The sequence below is a fragment of the Chryseobacterium sp. II3a genome, from assembly GCF_057815135.1.
Genome location: NZ_JBYPZJ010000001.1, coordinates 914893 through 936087 on the forward strand (window position 1 = coordinate 914893; position 21195 = coordinate 936087).

The 21195-nt window shown below is 32.8% G+C and carries 18 protein-coding genes; 11 read left to right on the forward strand and 7 right to left on the reverse strand.

The features are described from left to right. The first annotated feature begins 100 nt into the window (after positions 1-100). On the forward strand, positions 101-2068 hold the full coding sequence (locus AC3HD6_RS04070; RefSeq protein WP_488895198.1) for a hypothetical protein: 1968 nt from the start codon (positions 101-103) through the stop codon (positions 2066-2068). Between the two features lie 200 nt (positions 2069-2268). Here the strand turns inward: AC3HD6_RS04070 and AC3HD6_RS04075 are convergent, their stop codons facing one another. From AC3HD6_RS04075 to AC3HD6_RS04090, 4 genes are all read right to left on the reverse strand, one after another. After that, on the reverse strand, positions 2269-5439 hold the full coding sequence (locus tag AC3HD6_RS04075; protein WP_488895199.1) for a DEAD/DEAH box helicase: 3171 nt from the start codon (positions 5437-5439) through the stop codon (positions 2269-2271). Beyond that, the gene (locus tag AC3HD6_RS04080) at positions 5436-6239 is read right to left on the reverse strand and encodes a hypothetical protein (RefSeq protein ID WP_488895200.1); all 804 of its coding nucleotides are present in this window, start codon (positions 6237-6239) and stop codon (positions 5436-5438) included. Before AC3HD6_RS04080 ends, AC3HD6_RS04075 begins: the two co-directional genes overlap by 4 nt. 405 nt (positions 6240-6644) lie before the next feature. Beyond that, positions 6645-6767 carry a hypothetical protein gene (locus tag AC3HD6_RS04085; RefSeq protein ID WP_488895201.1) on the reverse strand — a complete coding sequence of 41 codons (123 nt, stop codon included), beginning with the start codon at positions 6765-6767 and terminating at the stop codon, positions 6645-6647. Positions 6768-7330: 563 nt separating this feature from the next. After that, the gene (locus AC3HD6_RS04090; RefSeq protein ID WP_488895344.1) at positions 7331-7660 is read right to left on the reverse strand and encodes a winged helix-turn-helix transcriptional regulator; all 330 of its coding nucleotides are present in this window, start codon (positions 7658-7660) and stop codon (positions 7331-7333) included. Between the two features lie 281 nt (positions 7661-7941). Here AC3HD6_RS04090 and AC3HD6_RS04095 point away from each other — a divergent pair, with 281 nt between their 5' ends. The 4 genes from AC3HD6_RS04095 (at position 7942) to AC3HD6_RS04110 (ending at position 11659) form a co-directional block, all read left to right on the forward strand. Next, positions 7942-8793, forward strand: coding sequence for a nitroreductase family protein (locus AC3HD6_RS04095; protein WP_488895202.1), 852 nt, complete (start codon positions 7942-7944; stop codon positions 8791-8793). 158 nt (positions 8794-8951) lie between these two features. After that, positions 8952-9116 (forward strand): hypothetical protein, encoded by a 165-nt coding sequence (locus AC3HD6_RS04100; protein ID WP_488895203.1) that lies wholly within the window; start codon positions 8952-8954, stop codon positions 9114-9116. Between the two features lie 901 nt (positions 9117-10017). Then, the gene (locus AC3HD6_RS04105; RefSeq protein ID WP_488895204.1) at positions 10018-11508 is read left to right on the forward strand and encodes a recombinase family protein; all 1491 of its coding nucleotides are present in this window, start codon (positions 10018-10020) and stop codon (positions 11506-11508) included. Next, on the forward strand, positions 11495-11659 hold the full coding sequence (locus AC3HD6_RS04110; RefSeq protein WP_076350970.1) for a PTS sugar transporter subunit IIBC: 165 nt from the start codon (positions 11495-11497) through the stop codon (positions 11657-11659). The genes AC3HD6_RS04105 and AC3HD6_RS04110 overlap by 14 nt, the downstream gene beginning before the upstream one ends. A gap of 593 nt (positions 11660-12252) precedes the next feature. Here AC3HD6_RS04110 and AC3HD6_RS04115 read toward each other — a convergent pair. The 3 genes from AC3HD6_RS04115 to AC3HD6_RS04125 form a co-directional block, all read right to left on the reverse strand. Beyond that, the gene (locus AC3HD6_RS04115; protein ID WP_488895205.1) at positions 12253-12453 is read right to left on the reverse strand and encodes a hypothetical protein; all 201 of its coding nucleotides are present in this window, start codon (positions 12451-12453) and stop codon (positions 12253-12255) included. A 404-nt stretch (positions 12454-12857) separates the two neighbouring features. Then, positions 12858-13211 carry a hypothetical protein gene (locus tag AC3HD6_RS04120; protein ID WP_488895206.1) on the reverse strand — a complete coding sequence of 118 codons (354 nt, stop codon included), beginning with the start codon at positions 13209-13211 and terminating at the stop codon, positions 12858-12860. Continuing rightward, positions 13211-13444, reverse strand: coding sequence for a DUF3696 domain-containing protein (locus AC3HD6_RS04125; protein WP_488895207.1), 234 nt, complete (start codon positions 13442-13444; stop codon positions 13211-13213). The genes AC3HD6_RS04120 and AC3HD6_RS04125 overlap by 1 nt, the downstream gene beginning before the upstream one ends. Before the next feature lie 342 nt (positions 13445-13786). Here AC3HD6_RS04125 and AC3HD6_RS04130 point away from each other — a divergent pair, with 342 nt between their 5' ends. The 6 genes from AC3HD6_RS04130 (at position 13787) to AC3HD6_RS04155 (ending at position 21176) form a co-directional block, all read left to right on the forward strand. Continuing rightward, a complete protein-coding gene (locus AC3HD6_RS04130) occupies positions 13787-14413 on the forward strand; it encodes a hypothetical protein (RefSeq protein WP_488895208.1) in 627 nt (208 codons plus the stop codon). Positions 14414-14522: 109 nt separating this feature from the next. Then, positions 14523-17900, forward strand: a complete 3378-nt coding sequence (locus AC3HD6_RS04135; protein WP_488895209.1) for an L-type lectin-domain containing protein — start codon at positions 14523-14525, stop codon at positions 17898-17900. 70 nt (positions 17901-17970) lie between these two features. Further along, the gene (locus AC3HD6_RS04140) at positions 17971-18519 is read left to right on the forward strand and encodes a hypothetical protein (protein ID WP_488895210.1); all 549 of its coding nucleotides are present in this window, start codon (positions 17971-17973) and stop codon (positions 18517-18519) included. A gap of 207 nt (positions 18520-18726) precedes the next feature. After that, on the forward strand, positions 18727-18870 hold the full coding sequence (locus tag AC3HD6_RS04145; protein ID WP_488895211.1) for a hypothetical protein: 144 nt from the start codon (positions 18727-18729) through the stop codon (positions 18868-18870). A 692-nt stretch (positions 18871-19562) separates the two neighbouring features. Then, entirely contained in the window at positions 19563-20648 is a 1086-nt protein-coding gene (locus AC3HD6_RS04150; RefSeq protein ID WP_488895212.1) for a choice-of-anchor L domain-containing protein, read from the forward strand. Between the two features lie 9 nt (positions 20649-20657). Beyond that, complete coding sequence (locus AC3HD6_RS04155) at positions 20658-21176, forward strand: hypothetical protein (protein WP_488895213.1); 519 nt, start codon at positions 20658-20660, stop codon at positions 21174-21176. Positions 21177-21195 lie beyond the last annotated feature (19 nt).

A 21195-nucleotide genomic window follows, 5' to 3' on the forward strand; every position in this document is an offset into this window, starting at 1 on the left:
CCAGCAACTTTATAGCCTATTTTAAATTTTACATATTAAATACAAATAGTTAATTCTAATTGAAGTAATATATGTACCTTTTAATCAAAATAAACTAATCATGAAAGCTAAACAATTTGTAAATCAAAACATTATTGAACCAATTACCAATGCAGCGGATTTATGGACTGCATTGAATCTTACAGCTGGTTTAGATGAATCTTTTTATGATAAAGATTTGGTTGAGGGTAACGAGTCCTATGACGGAATTTATCAATTACTTGAAATAAATAAAAAAGATTCTTTTGTCGAGGATCTTGCCAACAACAACGTTACAGTCGAAAAATTTATTAATGCTCTTTTCAGTGTTCTGCAGCCATATGGAATGATGATGAATGATCTTTGTGTATTCTTTGAAAAATATAAAATTCAAAAAGAAGACAAAACATTACAAATAGAATTTGACTTTTTGGAGTTGGAGAAGTATAAACTGAATTTTAATTTAGAAAATTTTCGAGCTTATATTTCAAAGCTAGAAACAGTTAAGTCATTATATATAGACAATGAATTAATAGACAGTAATCTTTGGAAGTTAAAAAATATATTCTATAATGATTTTGAGCAAGTAGAATCACTAGATCCTTATTTAAAGATATGGAAAGATGAGTTCGAAAAGGAAGGAGGGCATATTGAAAAGCCAAACTTAATTTTACCTAAAACTGGTAATGATCAATTAGATTCTCAATTGGATTTCTGTATGAGGATTTGGAAAAGCTATGTGATCACTTGTCGTAGTGTTAGTGAGTTTCGGCAGACAGCTCAAGATATAATGAGATCTTCAAATAATAAAGAAGATTTAATTGGTTCTTGGCCATTAAAAACGCTACACATATCATTGACTGATGCTTGGCCAGCTACTTTTGTGAATGCAATATTTTACAGAGTAGAGCAGTTGAATCTTAAAGGTGGTCAAGAAAAAGATGTTGAAGCAGTTCAACTCTCAAAAGAGCTAGGTGTATTATTGGATTCGTTCCCTATAGTTACCAGTAGCGAAGACACTATAGTCAAGGAATTAGTTGATTTGCTAAACCTTCCAATCTGGAGTCAACGACATGAACTATATTCTGCATGGATATTGACCAATATTGATAAATCTTTTGACGGATATCCTTTAGATGTGCATCATACTGACGGAGTTTTAAAAATTCCTTTTAAACCTAAAAGGCTAATGACAATACAATCTATAGAAGGTGATTTACTGGTTTTTTCTGAAATGCTCACTGAGGTTGCAAATTTACAAAGTAATAAAAGAAAAGATCATGTCCAGCCAGACTATGTTATTTTCAAAAATGATCATAAGATAGAAAATGCATTAGCTGTCATTGAGGTCAAACAATATAGAACACCAAGTAATTCAAACTTTGGAGATGCGATTAGAGATTATTCTGTCGCTTTTTCCAAAGCCTATGTTATTCTTGTTAATTACGGGCGAATGTCAAAATCTCTGGTGCTCCCTTATCCAAGTAGAAATGAAGCTTATGGCGATGTATATCCTGATTCTTGTATTCAGAAAGATTTTATAGAAAAACTTCAGGAACTATATCCTAAATCAGTTTTGCCAAATTTTATTCCATTAAAACTTTATAAGGACATTAGAAATTATAATGCAAAGAATATTATTGTTGATATCTCCAATTCAATGTCATCATACGACCTGGGAAGTAAAACATTAGAAGCCGTTTTACAAACTCTTCTAACTTGCGCGCAAATTGATACTATACAGGCAGTAGATACTGTGGTCAGAAAAGTCTGGTATAACCCGTCCAAAGCAAATATTTTAGAACTTTTAGATCTTAAAAAAGGTAATAGTACAGGATTTAAAGAACTTTTGCCTAAAAAATGTATCGGCGGGCTTGTAATAATAACAGATGAAGATGGAAGTCGGCAAATTGATACCTACAGAAATAGCTACTATTTATTAATTGTTATAAATGGAATAGAATCTGTAAGTTTTTCCTTCGAAAATATTGCATTATTTTCTCGTGAAAAAATATTTAAAAGGAAATTTAAGCCTAATAATCAGCATTAAAAATTACATACTTTATTTTCGAAGTATTTTAAAAATTAAAAATATGATGCAGATAAATCTTTTTTGCTGCAATTATTTTTACAAAAAATATCCTCAAACAATTAGTTGAATGAGGATAAGATATTTTATTTTTACTGTATATTTAGCTTAAGTGCCAAAGTATTTAGTTATTTGAGTAGACAAAAAGACAAGCGTTAAAATTAGAGGCCATTAAGTTTCTTCCAAACTTTTTTGTAATCTTCACCTGATAGGGGAGAATCTTGAGGTTTTGCTCTATTCCAAATATCAATTGCCTGAGCAGTCAACCAATTCGTAACCGAATCCGATGACTGAGTAAAAATGCTACCTTCTATACTAGCTTGATATAATTCACCCATGTTTTTTGCTAAACTTCTTGGAACGTTGTTTTTCCTCATTAAAACGCCTTCATCTGTATTTACACCATAATGTAAGTACGCAGGAAGGTTAGCCATTTTCTTTTTATCAATTTCAGACATCGCTTCCCAATCAATACCGCTCGTCGGCATTTTTTGTAATGCAGCTAAGCCCCATGTTGCTGAATTAGCGACAACTTTATATAAAGCTTTTGTTGCTTTTTGTATGGCAGTTGTTGAATCTTCTCCAGGATAAAGACGTGCAGCAATGGACGACAGTTCTCTTCCGTTGACCCAATCAATAACTAGCCTAGCGATTGATGCACGGTCTAAAGGTTGTTCACCACCATTAAGTTCTTCAATCGATTTTCTTATTTCATAAGTGTTCAGCATAATTCCAACTAAATTTTGCATAGTTTGATTCTGCTCTGAAAATAACTGGTTTTTATTCCAGTCATTTGCATTTAAAGCACTCTGTCTTAGTTTGCCGATCATCTGTCGAACAGAAATGGAACTAAATCCTGTTGAATCAGATATCTTTGCGTCTGAAAGTCGCAATGTTGAAGCATATCTTCTTAGATTATCTCTTAAAAATATTTTTTTATCATTTGACAATTGCTGGTATCCAAAAGTGCTTTGGAGTTTAAGTTCAAGTTGAGCTATGAATGCATCTTGCTGCTCAACCTGCTGTCTTAAATGTGAAATATATTGCAAGATTGATGACCATCGTTCATCAACAAACAGCCATCGATCGAAATCTGCATCTGCATGTCTTAGTGCACTATCTATTGCACTGACTAGCTGGGAATGCAGTTCATCAGATGCTTTTTTTACATAAGTTGTCACCTCAACAAGGTCACGATCATGTCTTACTGCCATTCCAACCCAGCCCATATTTTCCTGTCCAGCTCTTCCGACTCTTCCCGCAAGATTCCAAAAATCTCTGACAGGCATCGCACCAACAAATGGATAATTATATGATCCAATAATAACTGCAGAAACAGGAAAATTTATTCCCTGTGCAATAGTGGTTGTAGCGACTAAAGCCTGCAACTTTTCACGGGCCATTAAATCTTCTATTAAAAACCTGATATCATCAGGAAGTGCAGAACTATGAACTGCAATTCTCTTCTCTAAATATTTTGCTAATGGAAAGGCATCTCCCAATTCGCTTTTTACTAAACGAATAAGCAAGTCAACATCTTCGTCATTTTCTGCAAAATCCGGAGTATCATTACTTAATTTTTCAGCAATAGTGTAAGTTTCTGAAGGTTTCGATGCTAAAATAATAATCGGATTATTGATATCAAGCATACCTGCCGCCAAATATGATGATATCTTTAATTTTGAATTCGTAACAGTCGCCTTTGGTTGGCTTGCGTTAACATACTGCACCATTGGAATTTTTTCACCGATCTCATAAGTTCCTTTGCTTGTATGCAACGGCCGTAAAGAAAAATCATAATTTCTACCATAACCGTCAACCTCAATAGCTCCGACAATTCTTTCGTTGGGCTGCCACCAGTCTAATTCAAGGTTAATAACATTTCCTCTATCTCCTGCGAGCCAAGAACTGATTTCAGCGGAATTTGAAATATCCGGAGTCATTAAAAGAAAATTCGCCTCTTCACAGTCATTTTTGATGGTGGAAAGTAATAACTCAAGATTTAAACCTCTTGAAGCTTCTTCTATATTATGAGCCTCATCAACCACTGTTAATACTAAAGGCCGTTCAGCTGTAGTTCCTAATCCCTGACGAACTAAGAGATTCATCTTTTCATAGGTCGTAACTAAAATATCAAAATCTGTATTATTTCCGCTTTCTTCTACAAGATGCTGTTCAAATCCATCTAGATCTATAGCACCGCTTGCTTTTTCAACTTTGATTCCAATGGATCCAAGATCTTTTTTTAATTGTATAAAAACCTGATTAACTAATGCCTTAGTAGGAGTAATATATGCAATCCATCCTCCCTGTGCTTTAAACTGATTGAGTGCTTGCAGTATTTTATATTCTGCAATCAATGTTTTTCCACTGGAAGTTGGCAGGTTAACTACAACTGCTCGATGCGCGGGATTTAAAAGTTCACCCTCTATAATCGATTCTCTCTGAGGATACAATAATTCAAATAAACCTTTCTCTTCTTTATGAGAAATATAATTATTAAATTTAGTTACCCAATTATTAATTCCTCGAGTAGTATACCAAATTGTATTTCTTACAATTTTCTCAGCAAAGGCTTCAAAAAACTGATATAATAGAGTGAGACTTAGATTACCTGATTTTTGCGCATATTCTCTAGCAAAACTAAGGTGATATTTAATTTCAATTTCTGGCTCTAATGGTCTTCCCTCCAGTAAATAGTTGCCGACTATTTCAACGCATTTTACAAAATGATATAATGAAACTAATTCTGCAGCCCCATATGCTCTGCCTTCTTCATCTAATTGTTCAAGAAAATTGTTTTCAAATTCTTCTTGTTCTCTTCTTAGTTGATTTATAAAATTTACGCCGTAATCTATTTCACGCCAGGAATCTTTTTTAACTAAATGTACCAGTACTTTAAAAGCAAGAGTTATTATGCGGAGATTCCAATTATTTTTGTCATCAATATTATCAAATATTTGAATTGTTTTATTCAAATATTGCTTAACAAAATGCCAGTGTTCACCTAAATATCCAAAGGAAATGATTTTAAATTGTTCGTAGACAAAGTATTCATCATATGTTGAAGCTGGAAGCTGACTTGAAATATCAAAATATGTCGCACATAAAGCTTTGAACTCATAATTATTCTCAGTTCTTGTTTCCCACAATTCTATAATTCTAAGTTCGCACAGCTCTTTGGCTATCGTAAGTTGGTGAAAATTTTCTGTTGTCAGTTCAATGTCATTGAACCTTGCAGAGAGTTTCATTTTCTGAATAAGCAAGCCGATAGAATCAAGCATCTCAGGGTATGCATGTTCTAGAAAGCTATATTTTAAAGTGATACTCATTCTGTTTCTTCATTAATAATATTTTCCCATTCTTCCTTACGAAACGGCAAATATAATGCTAATAGTCTGATACCATTGGGTGCCAAAATATGATTTTTCAACCGATCATAACTTATGGATACATCTCTATGATCATGTTCTACATCTCTGACTAAAACTCCGTACAGCTGGAAATTACAAGTATCACGATAATAATTGCGCAGGCTTTCGTTAAAATCAATTTTGAAAGGGTGACCATCCGGATAATGACGCATTTTACTTTTCAAATAAGAAATAAGGATTAACCTTTTATTTCTATCATTGTAAAGATCTCTTAATTGTTTTTCAATTCCTTCTTTGGAGGTCATAACCTGGGGTGGGCGATTGGCTGTTTCGGAGGAAGTTTTTACTTCACCGAATAGAAAAACTACCTGCCCATTTAATTCTGTAAATCCTACAAGATCAGCTCCTGTTTTGTTGCCCCTGGGATTTCTTGCATCTCTGCTTTCATTCCAGTGAAATCTACATACAAATTCCTCTTCTAATATAATTTCAGCATAAGCTTCACCTATTCGAAATTGCTTAAATTCAATTTCTTCATTAAGTAAAGTTTCTATGTCAGCAAGCAATCCCTCATTAGCTTCAAAGCCTGTTTCTTCCTCAAGTGCTCTTAATCTAACTAGTGAATCTTCCCATTCTTCCCGATCAAGAAGGTTGTCTTTTACGCCATTTTGCAAATGTTCGCGGCATTGATCTTCATTAATTGATAGACCTTGGTATGAACGGTGTTCTTCATCGACATGCTCAAAAATAATACTCATTGATGGTTTGTAGTTTCTATCGCAATTTACAAATTATATTAATTCACTTTTTACGGTTTTCCGTAAAAGTATTATTTTCATCTTTTATATATTTTAAACAATCTCTAAACTTAGTGAAATTATAGAAATTATAACTACTTTATCATTTATTAGGAAGCAATGATAGAATCATTTCAAGAACTTGATGATGTTTTAAAGTAAAATTATTAGGTCTCGTGAGGGGGTTTGGAATATTTTTAATTACATCTTCTCTCTTCGATTTTAACAAATTTTGAGCATTTTCTGGCAGTTGTTCTAAAATAAATTTCGAACCCTTACTTCTTATCTTCTCAAAAAATAAGAAATTTACCATTACAAATAAAATAAAAGAGTCTGAAATTTCAGACTCTCAAAATTTTCAAACGCTTATTTCTTTGGGGTCAATGGTTTTCCACCAGATGACTTTGGAGGATTATTACCTCTGTTATCTCCTGATTTGTTACCTGTTTTACTTGGCCAGTTTTTGTTTGTGTTGTTTGAATTACTCACTTGTTTAATTTTTTGTTTTTCGCCTACTACTTTTTATGTCGCTGTTTGGCTTGTTTTGACATGTAATAGTATTCGAAATATATACCAAAAGTTAATAAATGTTAAAATGCGTTAATGAAATTTAAAAATGAGTGTCTGGTTTAGAGCTCTTATGTATTTATTTTAGTCATTTCATTAAGTTTTTGCAGTACTTTAGTTTCAATTTCATCTAACGATAATAAACCACAAAAATTCATTCCGGATATTGTGATACTTGCTCTAGCTAAAGGTATTGGAGAAGAGAAATCACCGTCATCAGAATCTGTGTTTCTATACGGATCAATCCTTTCTGCTGAAGGTCTCTGGTTTCCGATATGATGTCAAATTCTTTAAGCTCCCATTTCCATTAAATTTGATTGTGGGTGTCTTAAAAGCACGGGCATCATCAATTTGGAGTTGCTAACTTTGTAAAGATCAGAAAAAATTGCAGCTTAAAGTTTAAAATTCAAGCGTCTTTAAAGTTTTCTATATATTATTTGTAATACTTCGAATGATATTATTCAATAAAATAATTTAACAAATCGCTATTCTCCTGCTTTTTGCTCGGTTTTACTTTCGCTTTCCTGATCATCAATGATTTCTCGATGCTTTGCACCCCATTTTTCTAGTTCTCTCCAGATTGGTGAGAGTTGCTTTGCTATATTTGTTAATTCATATTCTACCCTTGGTGGAGCTTCATTGTAAACTGTTCGGCTTATTAGTTTTTCTTTTTCAAGTTCTTTGAGTTGCAGAATCAGCATACGTTCAGTGATACCTTCTATACAATCTCTCAGTTCGCTAAAGCGTAGCGTTCGATTTTCAAGAGTATTTAAAATTGTGACTTTCCATCTTCCACCAATTCTAGATAGGCATATGTCAAATCGTGTGGCACAATATAGTTAAGCCAATTAACACAGTTAGTCGAACTTTTTTTAATTGACATAGAGACAAATTAAATAATTATAAAAACAAAATTAATGAAAATAGCAGCAGTCAAAGAAATAGCATTGTGAAAAGCAACAATCATTACTAATATCTTATTGATATTCAGGTTTCATACAAATTTGTATGTCACATACAATTTCTTGTTGATGCCAGCAGAGTTGAAAACAGTAGATACTTTTGCAATACAATTTATCAAGCAAATTATTAAGTAATGGAATTAAAAGAAACAAAATTTCAAAGAGAACTTTTAAGGAGAAGATATGGTTTTCAAAGCACACCTGAAAATATTCATTGGAATCAACATATAGAATTATTATTAGATCACTGTTCTGTCAGGCATTATTTAAAAGAATCACTAGAAACCGGAACTGTTGAGACAATGGTTGCCTCTGCTCAGTCTGCTTCTACGTCATCAAATTTAAACCAATGGAGTGTTGTGGCAATCACAGATCCGAATTTAAAAGAAAAGATTTCGAAGGTTTCGCAACGTGAAGCAGGCGGTGTTGGAAATCCTTATATCGAGCAGGCTCCGGTACTATTACTTTGGGTCGCAGATCTATCCAGAAGTAATACTATTGCTAAACAAGAAGGCGGTAATGCTGAAATTCACGATTATCTGGATGCTTTTGTTATGGCAACTGTAGATGCAACTTTGGCAGCGCAGAATGCTGCTATAGCAGCTGAATCAATGGGACTTGGTGTTGTTTATATAGGTGCTATGCGTAGTCAGTCAAGGGAGATCGCAGAACTGATTGGCTTACCAGATTATAGCTATGTCACTTTTGGAATGGTCGTTGGTAAACCTGATCCGGATCGTCTAAATTCAATAAGACCTAGACCCAGCCAAAAAGTAGTTCTGCATTATAATAATTATAATATGGTTAATTCATTAGAGGCATTAGATACCTATGAAGAATCCTTTCAGCAATTCAGAAAGGAACAAAAAATGAAAGAGAAACAGTGGAAAAAAGATGTTGCATATACTGCCAACAGTTTAGATTATATGCATGGGAGACAAAATCTTCGTACTAGCGTAGAAGAGAGAGGATTTAAACTCAAGTAATCCTCTAAGTATGTTACTAAATTTTGAAAATGAAAAATTTGCGATTTATACAATCGTAAAATTCTTATTTAATAAAATTAAATTTTTAAAGGCATTACACTTGAATGTGCAACTTCTTAGTTAAAAATATTGAAATAAAAAAATAGTTTGATAAATGTATGGACGACGAATATTTATTAAGTGATTTCAAGAAAATTTCTACAAAACAAGCTTTGAAAATATTGCTTGATAATGATATAAAAGTAGATGAAGAAGAATTGGATGAAATACTTGATTTTTTACATTTATTAGTCAAAATTACTTTGAAAGAATTTTTACCGTAATTTTTATTTTACATTTCCTCCCTTTTGATGGTACTTTGAGGATTGTTTGAATCCTGTCTTGTCGACAAAAAAATAGCATTATTTTAAAATGAATATTGCTGTTTTTTTATTTAAAATACTGATAAAAAGTATTTTAGACATTTGATAGCAAAAAGGCTTTATTGTTGAAAATTATGACATCAAACCACTTTGTAAAGTCCGTATGTTGCAGTAAAACAGGTAGTTAAATGTATTAAAAAACTGACAATGAAGCGAAAAAAGCTTCAAATGTCGGTTTGTGAACTTAACAAGACGCTATCCGTAATAAAGAGAATAATATTATGTAAATCGGGAAGGTATTTTAACTTTGCTTTAGAAGACCATTAATATTATTATTTAAACTTAATGGTTGTTTGTAACTAAAAACAAACAATATAACATCTACGAATTACAAGGCATGTCAATTGGAGTTTAATTTGGTTGGAATTATTATGCTAGGAGAGAGTAAAAAGTTGATAAGGCTTGTATTTGCTTTGGTGAAAATTTTTGATAGACTTTGATTATGAGTGTGTTAAAATAGGTGTTGTGATTCTGCTAATAATATCTACTTTGGATTAAGTATGAAATATTAAAATAGATTTTATGCTATTAAATCATTATTGCTGTAATATTTCCTTTTTGCTGCGGTATCCTTAATGACAGGAAGATATGTATTTATTGTAATGAAAATTTTGCAGTTCCTTAAAAATACTTTTGATATCTAGGTGTCATATTGATGTGAGAATGTCATTAATTACTGCTGCTGCTATGAAAGTTTCTACTGAATTTCCCTTTTTAATTGATATAGCGTAAACTGCTTTTTGTTTATCATTTCATATACTTAAAAATATTAATTTGTAAATCAAATAAATACATTAATTATATGAAGTCAGCCTATTTATACGTCCGCGTAAGTACAGATGAACAAAAAAGAAAAGGTTACTCCCTGCCTGAGCAGGAAGATAGATTATTGAAATATTGTAAATATAACAATATTGAAGTCAAAGGAATCTATCGTGAAGACTACTCTGCCAAAAATTTCAACCGACCTGAGTGGAAAGAATTGTTTTCAGAAATTAAAAAGAAATCATCAGGAGAAGATAAAAGCATCCTATTTATAAAATGGGACAGATTCAGTCGTAATGTTGAATATGCTTACGAAATGATTGGAAAGCTGCGAAAATATAAAACAACAGCAATGGCTATTGATCAACCAATTGATTTCTCTGTGCCGGAAAGTACCGTTATGCTGGCTGTATATTTAGCGGTTCCGGAAGCGGAAAATACTCGGAGGGCTCAAAATACAGCAAATGGTATTCGTCGAGCGAAGCTGATGGGTAGATATCCTAATAAAGCACCTATTGGATTTATTAATTTGACATTAATGGATGGTAAAAAAACTATTGCTCCTAAAGAGCCTGAAGCTGATATTATAAAGTGGTCTTTTCATCAAGCTGCCCAGAACGATCATAAGATTTCCGAAATAATGAAAATGGCTAATGAAAAAGGATTGATATGTTCACGGTCACACTTCTTTAGAATTTTACGGAATCCAATTTACTGTGGGCTTATATCAATCAAACTTAAATCTAACGAAGAACAAATGATAAAAGGTTTGCACGAACCTTTAATATCTGAATCGTTATTTTATCAAGTTCAATCTGTTATTAATACAAAAAGAAAAACTACTTCTAAAAAAGATGATTTAAAAGAGCTGTTTTTTCTTAGAGGTTTTTTGACCTGTCCTGTTTGTGATCGAAAACTCAGTGGGAGTATTGCGCAAGGAAGCTCAAAAAAATACCCATATTATCATTGTCATGATCGCTGTAGAACAAGGATAAACGCAGTTTTGTTGAATGATTGCTATCAAAATAAGCTTAAGCAATTGATACTATCAAATAACACAATTGAACTATTTAAGGATATTTTGGAAGGTCAGAATATAAAGACACAGAAAGCAAGTTATTTATACGGTCAAAAACTATTAGAAAGAAGAATAAAGGAGGAAGAACTAACTCTTTCTAGAGGTAGAAAATTATTTATAGCAGGAATATTGAAGATTGATGATTATAATGACTTAAAAAAAGAATGTCTGGTTAATACTAAAAATCTCAGTAAAGAAAGACGTGATATTACTCTTAAATTAAAAGCTATTGATAGAAAGAATCAAATAGAAAATAAAGCACTGGTTGAAATCTTTCAAAAATTTTCCGAGTTTGATACTTCAGACAAAAGATATCTTGTGAGTCTTATTCCACCAGTTGATATTGATTATAAAACGGGAGATCTCTCTTTGGACTTAAATCAAGCATTTTCAAAAATATTATTAAAAAAAAATAACCGAAAACCTAACAAGAAAAATGAACTTCATTGATAAAAATGTTTCAGTTGAGCAAGCAATCATTCTTCTTGCCAAGAATGGAATTCAGGTAAATGAGAAGGAAGCTAAAATTATATTGGAATTACTATATTTAGTATCAAAAAATTATGATAAACCGAAAGAGAAAAAAATACTAGAACCTTAATGGGATTTCAAACTATGGTTCAATACCGATGAAATCTCTGATAGAGCACTTTTAGACTGTCTGTTTCAGATGGACTAAGGATTTCACATCAAAAAATTCAAACCATAAAATATCAGGCTGTAAAAGTTTGATATAGAGATTTTTATGCATAAAAAAAGAGAGACAACTATCAAATAGTTGTCTCCTTCAGTGCAAAACGAGCGTATCTTCAAACACTTTTGTCGATGATTTGATTCGTTTAAGCCAAATTAAACAAAAATTGCAAATCTCTTTTTTTAGATGATTTCATATTTGATTGATTTTTTGAGGAGGCGTAGGAGAGTGAAGAGATTCGCTTGAATGTGTGGATGTTTCAGAAGTTAAAGTGCACGTTGAATTTTTATATTCTTTTTTATGATGTTGTGATATTAAATTTTTAAGATACACAATATAAATTTGAAAATAGAATATTCTTTAAAGTTTGATTTTAATTTATTTTTTCTCCAAATCTTTTATTTATGAATCAGCCATTTTTAGGATAGCTTACCTGACTAGTTACTATATTTATATGTTAAACGTAGTTTATATTGATAATATTTTGAAATTTTTGTGAGTTACAACATCTGAAAAATTAATTGATCACCTTTTCGCCAATAATGTAAATGATATTCATAATCTAAATCTCTTCTCCAAACAGAGTGGTCATTATTTTTTAATTGGTTACTATTTCCTCCCTTTTTTTCTCGTAGCTCATGAATATCTTTCATATTAATATGCAATATCTCTTCAGTAATTGCTCTAATTGGTTTCATCATTATCAAAATGTAGGTCTTTAAGTGATTTATAAAAACTTTCATTAAATTTAAAATTTGGTTCTCTATCTAGATAAAAATATTTAAATTGATTATCATTTTGATACAAGCTTATATATAATGAAACTTTGAAACAATTATTATTTACAAAATTCAACCAAACAACTTTTGGCTCCGTGAAAAAACAAAAATATTTATATGTTTCATACTGATTGAAATTTATATTAAAGGGTTTTGATAAATCAAATAATGTTTTGGATTCAACAATAGATAGATTAACATCATATTCTATTCTTTATTGCTTCAGTCGAAATAATAATTTTAGAATTTTCATTTCTTTTATTTTGAATGCAATCTAATTTAGCTAAAATTGTTAATTTTTTAAATGCATTTTTAAAATCATCATTTCATGCATCATTAAAATTATAATTATCATCTTCTATTAGTAAATCACTTATTTTAGTATGGTCCTCAATTGTGAGAAGTTTAATTAATAATGAATTTAAAATTTTGTCAACTTCTTTAGGTTGAATGTATTCAATGTTATGTTTTAAGATTATTTCTTTTATATTATTAACCAAAGGAAAAAGATTATTACTAAAAAGTATATCAAATGTTTCTGTAAGTTTGTATACCTTCGACCAATTAGAATCAATTAGCTTTTTCCAATCAATAATTTTCTCGATCAATAATTCTATCTGGTCTTTTGTAATACTGTCTTTGTCTAACGCAAATATATATGGGTCTATATAGAAATTCATTATTCCGTTTCTTTTTTACGTTTTAACATAGCCGCTTCAAGCATACTTGATGCTAGTTTTTCACTTTCATCGAAGAAACCTTTCTGCCAATCTTTAATAATTCCGTATTTATTAATACGAATTTCTTTATATGTTGATAAAGAATTTTCTTTTTCTACAAAATATAAAATAGAATTTTTTGCTAATGAATCGCCCTCAAATATTGCAACTAAATATCTGAGTCTATTAATCAAATATTCACTATGAGTTTCAACAATACATTGCTTATCAAGTATATTTAAAGAGATAAAAAGTCAGTTTTAAACAATGAAAAAAGTGGAAAAAGAAAATCCTGAAAAATGAAGGTATACAAAGTCAAAAATTGTTGGAAAAATAGAATAAAAGCTTGAAAGTCATTCAGCTAAATAGAATAGTATAAAAGGTAGTAATTCGAAGTGATGAAATGGTAAATTTTAAAAAAATCAATACACAATCTTATGTCTACATCATAAATACATCATATTGTTGTATTTGTGATGTATTTATGATAGTGTTTGAAATTTCTTAATTTAAACATACTGGGTTAATTTTAACCTATGTTTCCAATCACTCTACTTTGGTTAGCTTCTAATGCAAAACGGAAGTTACTAATTCGATTGTTCTTTTTCTTAAACAATATTACATGGACTTCTGCTCAGATAAGTATAGTTGGAAGTGAACATATTTATGTTGGAAAAGGCACAAAATTTTTGATTGCCGAAATTGACTCCATTAAAATGTTGGCTCCATCTGAAATTTATATAATTGGAGATGCACATATAGAAGGCCTTTCTTCTCAATATTTAATAAGTTATGTAACTGATTCTGAAGAGAAAATTGCAGCGGCATCTCGGCCAATCCTTAAAAAACAAAAACATAAAGCTCTAGACGATAAAAAGTCAAAAAGAAAAAAAAATGATTCATTTTCTGTTTGTAAAGTAACTCCATGTCAAAACAGTTCATCCAGTTTAATAGTTTTAGGAAAAAAGGAAGTATGTTTTATAGCTTCTAAAAAACAAAAACAAAACATACAGAAATTTTTTTCCTTAGCAATATTAGGAAGTTTCCACAAGTATGTGACAGCATTACCGGAATACGAATGGAATGTCATGTCTTCCATTCTTAACAGAGAATCGATAATACGCCCCCCGCCAATTGCATATAGAAAGGATAAAACAATATAGGATCAATTAAATATTTTTCTTTTTTGAAATTCTTTCAGACTAGTTCTTCTCAATTGAAAAAAAATATAATTCGCTATTAAGTGAGTTTTAAAGTAAAAAATAAATATTTATGATGAATAAAAACATTTTATCATTAAGTAATGAAAGGAAGCCCTATCATTATTTAATAAATCAAATATGGGTTGTTTTTGTGACAATTTTCATGTTTTGTATTCCTAACAAAACAATTGCACAATCGAGAACTTTTGTAAATCCAGGCTTAGAATTTGGAGCAACTACTATGAGTGGAGTCACATATTATGATACTAACTTTGGGTATAATGCAACCTTTGATGCTGGCTCTACAATAACCAATCCGTGGTTTACCTCTCATCCTACTTCCTCTTTATGTAATGGAGGAGGAACTCAAGGAGCTTGTCATCCGATTGAAGTATGGGTTAATAACTTTAATGGAGTTCCTGCGGCACAAGGAAATAATTTCGTGGAGCTAAATGCTGCTTCTGCATCCATGATATACCAAAATATGTATCTTGTGCCAGGTGATGTTATCAGTGGGTCATTCAAACACAGAGCACGTGTTAGTGGTAGTGAACAAGCACAATGGGTTATTAGAGATCAAAACGGGGCACAAATAGCAGTTTTGGCTACAACCACTTTACCTGCTGATACAAGCAAATGGATAACATATAATGGTAATTATACATTCACGGGTAGTGCTGGAGTTTATCGTGTAGGATTTGAAGCTCTTTCAGGTGGAGGTGTAGGGAATTTTTTAGATGATATTCAGATTCACACAACACCGCTAATTGACTTAAAAAGCTCTATGGCTGCAACTGCTTGTGAAGGGAGGGCTAATGGAACTTTGTTTTTAAGAATTAGCGGAAAGGTAGAGCCCGGTACTGTGGTAGCAGTAGAATTGAAAAACCCCAACAACGGAACTGCCTTTGCTTCTCCGGCAGATATTCAGTTAACCGGAACTGCCAATTCACTAGGTACACCTTCTATAACCAATTCAGGCAATATATATTTAATTACGATCCCTGCTGGTGATTATGATGGAGGTACTACACCGGGATATGCTAGTCCCAACAATAATGAAGATGGGGTAAGGATAAATATAGCTTCCCTTTCAGATGGAATTTCTGAACCAAAAGAAACTTTTAGATTTGAAATTAAAGCAAGTGGAACTAACGGATCGACCAATAACTTTACTGCCGGTTTACCTGTTTTAGGGGATGTTTATACTCCAGAAACCAATGATTATTTTATTGATTTTTGTGATTCAGACGGTGACGGAATTCCTGATATAGTAGATTTGGATAATGATAATGATGGTATTCTAGACTGTATTGAAAATGGATTTAATGGAGACCCAAATTCAGCATTTAAAACCAATGCTAATGCTACAGGATTTACAAATCCTCCAGGTTCCGCACCTATAAACCAATTCAGACTAACAAATGGGGGGAGCCAACGTGGCCAGGCTTGGTCGTATGGAAAAATTGATTTTGCCAAAAATTTTACTATATCTATGAAAGTATTATTGTCAGGCGCAGATGGAATTGCTATTGTTTTTCAAAATGATCCTTTGGGTACTGCTGCTACTGGAATTGATGGTCAGGGATTAGGAGCAAGGGGAATTCAAAATGGTATAGCGCTGGAATTGGATACATTTACAAACAGTTGTGCTAATGATAGTAATAATGGAGGGAACTGTGACCCAAGTTATGATCATGGAAGTATAAGAACAACTGCAGGGACTGCTACTACTGGCTGGACCAAGTTGGCTGGTGATGGGCAATTAGGTGATGGAACAGTAGATGATGGGACATGGCATAATGTGGTTGTAACGTGGGATGCATTTACACAAACCATTTCTTACACATTTGATGGAGCTCCAGTATCAAACTACACATTTCCAAATACAGGTTCAAACGCTATAGCAAATATCTTTGGTGGTACAACAAATGTACGTTTTGGATTTACAGGATCTACGGGAGCAACAGGATCAAATAATAGTATAGGATTTGACAATCCTTGTGAAATTCCATTGTTTTTTGACACAGATGGTGATGGAATCCCAGATTATTTAGATTTAGACTCAGACAATGATGGTTGCCCAGATGCAATAGAAGGAGGAGATAATGTTCTTAATAGTCAATTAAATCCTAACGGAAGTATTAACAGTGGTGTTAATCCGAATGGAGTGCCCAATTTGGTAAACCCAGGCGGAGCAGCAGATGTTGATGGAAAAGTAGGTCAGGGAATCGGTTATTCTCAGCAGAGTCAGGTAAATGCATGTAACGATATAGACAAAGACGGAATTCCTGATATTTTTGATTTGGATAATGACAATGATGGTATTTTAGACACAGTTGAGTGTCTTCCATCAGATTTAGTACAAAATGGAAGTTTTGCTAGTTCAAGTAATTGGACAATGAGCAACTGGAGCTTAACAAGTGGACAAGCTCGAATTACAGCTGACACCAAAATACCAAATGTGAATTTGCTAAGACAAACTTTAACGGGAATAACTTCACCAACGATGGTAAAGCTAAACTTCTCAACAGTGTTCTTCAATGGTGGAGATAGACAACGTTTGGATGTTTATTTAGGCTCTGTTCGTTATGCAGTATTGACAAGTTCGGATGGCAATGGAAATGTCACAGTAATCACCGAAAATGGGGCGGTAAGTAATATCGGGTCTTTTGCAGAATCTTCATCATTTACCACAGGATGGCAGAATATTCAAATCTCTTTTCCCTATAATTCGTCTGTAACGTCACAGGAATTAAGATTTGACTCTTATACATTAGCAGCGGGCAACGGAGATGATGTAGGAATTGACAATGTATCTTTCTTAATACTAAAATGTGACACAGATGGTGATGGAATCCCAGATTATCTAGATTTAGACTCTGATGGAGACGGATGTCCCGATGCAGTAGAAGGAGATGAAAATGTGAAAATGAATCAATTGAACACAGACCGCAGCATTAATATTAATGCTAATGGAGGGGTTGATGCTCAAGGGGTTCCAAACCTTGTTAACGTTGGTGGCGTAGCAGATGGTGGAAATGGTACGCAAGGACAGGGACGAGGTAGTGCGTACGATCCAAATGTTAACAGTTGTCCTCCAGAAGTTTGTTATAAGCCTGGAAATATATCCGGTACTCCGTTACAAACGAAAGTTGGCATCACCTCACTTAAGAGAGCTGGCGCAAATGACCCAGATAACTGGCCGATGGTAAGAAAAAGTGGCTGGATTGCTTTGGAATCCAAAACCAAGCCTTTCGTTGTCAACAGAGTAGAGTTTTCAGGAGCAAACCCTGTGGGCATTCCACCTGCTGACTTTGTCGAAGGTATGATGGTCTACGACACTACCAATAAATGTATGAAAATTTATACTTTGAAATCTGGCGATACTTCTATGGCTTGGCACTGCCTCTCAAAACAAACATGTGATGAAAATGCCGCAGACCTTTAGAAGGTAAACATTAACTACAAACTCAACCTTCCAGATTATAAAAAATCTGGAAGGTTAAAATAATTACAAAATGAAACAAATTAAAAATATCATTATAACTTCAACCATAACATTCGTGTGTTCTGTTCATGCGCAGGTGGCAATAGGTAAAAGCAGTGTCACAAATGCTTCGGTATCGTTAGAATTTGCTAATGATCAGCCTAGAGGATTAATTCTACCATATGTAACAGACAAAACTGGTATCACTACAGAAGGCAGTGTCATATTCGATACAACAGATCATAAGGTAAAATATCTGAGAGATGGAGGAAATTGGGTAAACTTAAGTGAAGATGACGGTACAGCAGTTACTATTGGTACAGCTGATCTTAGCATTCAAGGAGTAAACAAAACTGAGTCCTCTAAAGCAAAAACTGTTATCGGAGCCAATGGAGCAAACGATACTGTAAGTGGTATTTTAATCCTTTCTGACACCAATAAAGCTATGATATTACCGAGTGTTGCAGGGTTCATTTCTCGTGATTTTATGAATCCTGAGGCCGGAATGATCCTCTATAACCCTGACAGTAAAATTGTTTGTGTATATAATGGTACTGTATGGAGCTTTTGGAAACCCTGACAGAAACTGTAATTAGCAATTATAGCTTTCAACAACAAACAGTTTTCTATAGCTCAAAGAGAAGAAGCAAAAAATATGCTAGTCTATTGTACTAAGCTGTTATGAAAACTGTAAATTTATAAATACAAATTCTATATATTCAAACATCTGCCGAATTTCAAATTCGGCAGATGTTGTTTTTTAAGAAAATAAATTAAGATTACAAAAATGAAAACCAAACTTAACCAAGAAAAATGGGAAATCATTATAGCCACCTGGGATGTTGATAGAAAACGTACAGCCAAAAACTTATCCTTTACAGGTTATTATCCGGAAGAAGTAAAGATGATGTGCTGCCAGCTTTGGGATTGAGTAAGAATCAATATTTATTTCTTACATATAAGAATAAAATATAAAGTTAACAAAGCCAACAATTAGATGGCTTTTATAATTTAGTAAAGAGAGCAGTGTCTAAAGGAGGGCGAAAACTTGCTTTCTATTGATTTCTTGTAGCAATAATGGCTACATTTGAATTCTAACGGGAAGTTTTAGAACCAATAGAACTTAAAGACTCGTATTGTCTGTTTTTGCCTGATAACTTAACGAATGGGCAGATAAAAGTTGTTGTTCTATGAGTTGAATATGTTCATCAGTTCGAGGGAAATATATTTATATGGATGCTTATTATATGGAATGGTGAACTACTGATTTGCAATTAAAAATACTTAAAGAAGCAGGTTCAATAAAATAACAGAATTCAGCAGTTTTATTGTCATCCCTTGCGGGGAAGCATATAGTTTATGCTGGAAGAAACAACTGTAAAATCGTAAATTGAATTTCTTATTGATGATTATTTTAAGTTATTGTTAATCTATTGCTTAGCAAATAAAATAATGAATGAAGTATGTACGAATACCATTTTTTAATAGTATGTAGTATGTACGTGGCACCTGTATTTTGGTATAAATATGTTGTCTTGTGTCAAATTTGCAAAAAAATTACACCATATATTCTTTACAATTAGTACAGGGGTAGTTTTAAAAAATAATTTAACACTTTAGAGAATGAACCGTCTTTTCTTTTTTGCTTTTTTACTGTTTATGTTTCCCATTTATAAAAAAGCACAGGCAGTACCTGTCATTATGAATACTGGAACTCCCGGATTTATTTCTGCCGCCGGATGGACAGATAACCAGTTGTTGAATCTTCTTTTTGGAAAAGATATTTCATCAAGAGTATCCAACATTACGGTCTGGGGAAAGAATACGTCAATTTATGGAATGCATGACCTAAGCAAGATCAAGAAGGCCTATCCTTTTGCTGCAGATTTTGCAACTTTTGATAAAGCTATTCTTTTTTCTACTGGAAGAACATTTTCATTGACAGATAATACTTCCTCAGGCTTTACAAGTGGGCCTGGAAGCGGGATCAATGGTATAGATCCTTTTGTGGATAAAATATATTTTGATAAAACAGGTATTACTTTTACCTATGATGCTCCTTCAGCAGGACCGTTCAGTGGTCAGGTTATATTTGGGTCTGAAGAATATTTGGAATACGTAGGCCTTATCAATGATGTTACCCGGATTATTGTAAACGGGACTAATATTCTGCTTACACCAGATGGAAGAGAAGTAGCTGTAGATAACATTAACACTATAGAAAACTCCAACCTTTTTATCAATAATGATTGGAATACAACAGGGGGAAGAAATTACTATTCAGAACCAGACGGAATTTCTAAAACTCTTACATTTACTACTAACCTTAAAGCTGGTCTTAATACCATCTCCATTTATGTTGAAGATTTTTATGATAATATATTGGATTCCTGGTTGTTTTTTAAAGTAGGAAGCTTTAAGGCACCCAATGCTTGTACCCAGCCCCCCCTACTGACTGGAAATACAGTACACTCCATTGTAGGAATTACCAGTCATAAAACGGTGAATCCTAGATGGCAGGAAAATATTCCAAATGGATTTATTGCATTAGAAGCTCCAGATAAAGGTTTTGTAATCAGTCGTGTAAATAATGACAGCTCAATCACTGATCCACGGGAAGGAATGTTGATCTACAGTATTACGGATAAATGTGTAAAGCTATACAATGGAGCCAGTTGGAATTGCATTGAACAAAGCTGTAACCAATAAAAAGTTATAATGAAAAATTTTACAAATATCTTAGTGTTTTTATTACCCGGTATCTTTTGTTCCCAGATTGCAATAGGGAAAGCAAATGTGATGGGAACCAGTTCGCTTTTAGATTTTAATAACAATGTAGAGAATACTAGGGGAATTATTCTTCCAGCTGTACTGAATTCGCCTGTTTATACCGGAATTAATAATGCGAATAATGGAACTTTTATTTTTGATAAAAGTACTTCCAAAATCCGGATGTATCAAAATGATGTATGGGTAGACATATCTCCTACAGGAAATGGTAGTAATATTCTAACTAATACTTCACCTGGTACTTCATTAAGTGTTATTATGGGGAGTAGCTCTTCTTTAGCAAAAGGTGTTCTTATTCTGGAAAGTAACAATAAAGCAGTAATTCTTCCGCAGGTAACCAATCCACATACTTCAGTTGTCCGTCCATTTCCCGGAATGATGTGTTATGACAGAACCAGTAAAAGTGTTGCATTCTTTGATGGGAAAGTATGGAGCTACTGGAAATAAATGACATTGTATCAAATGT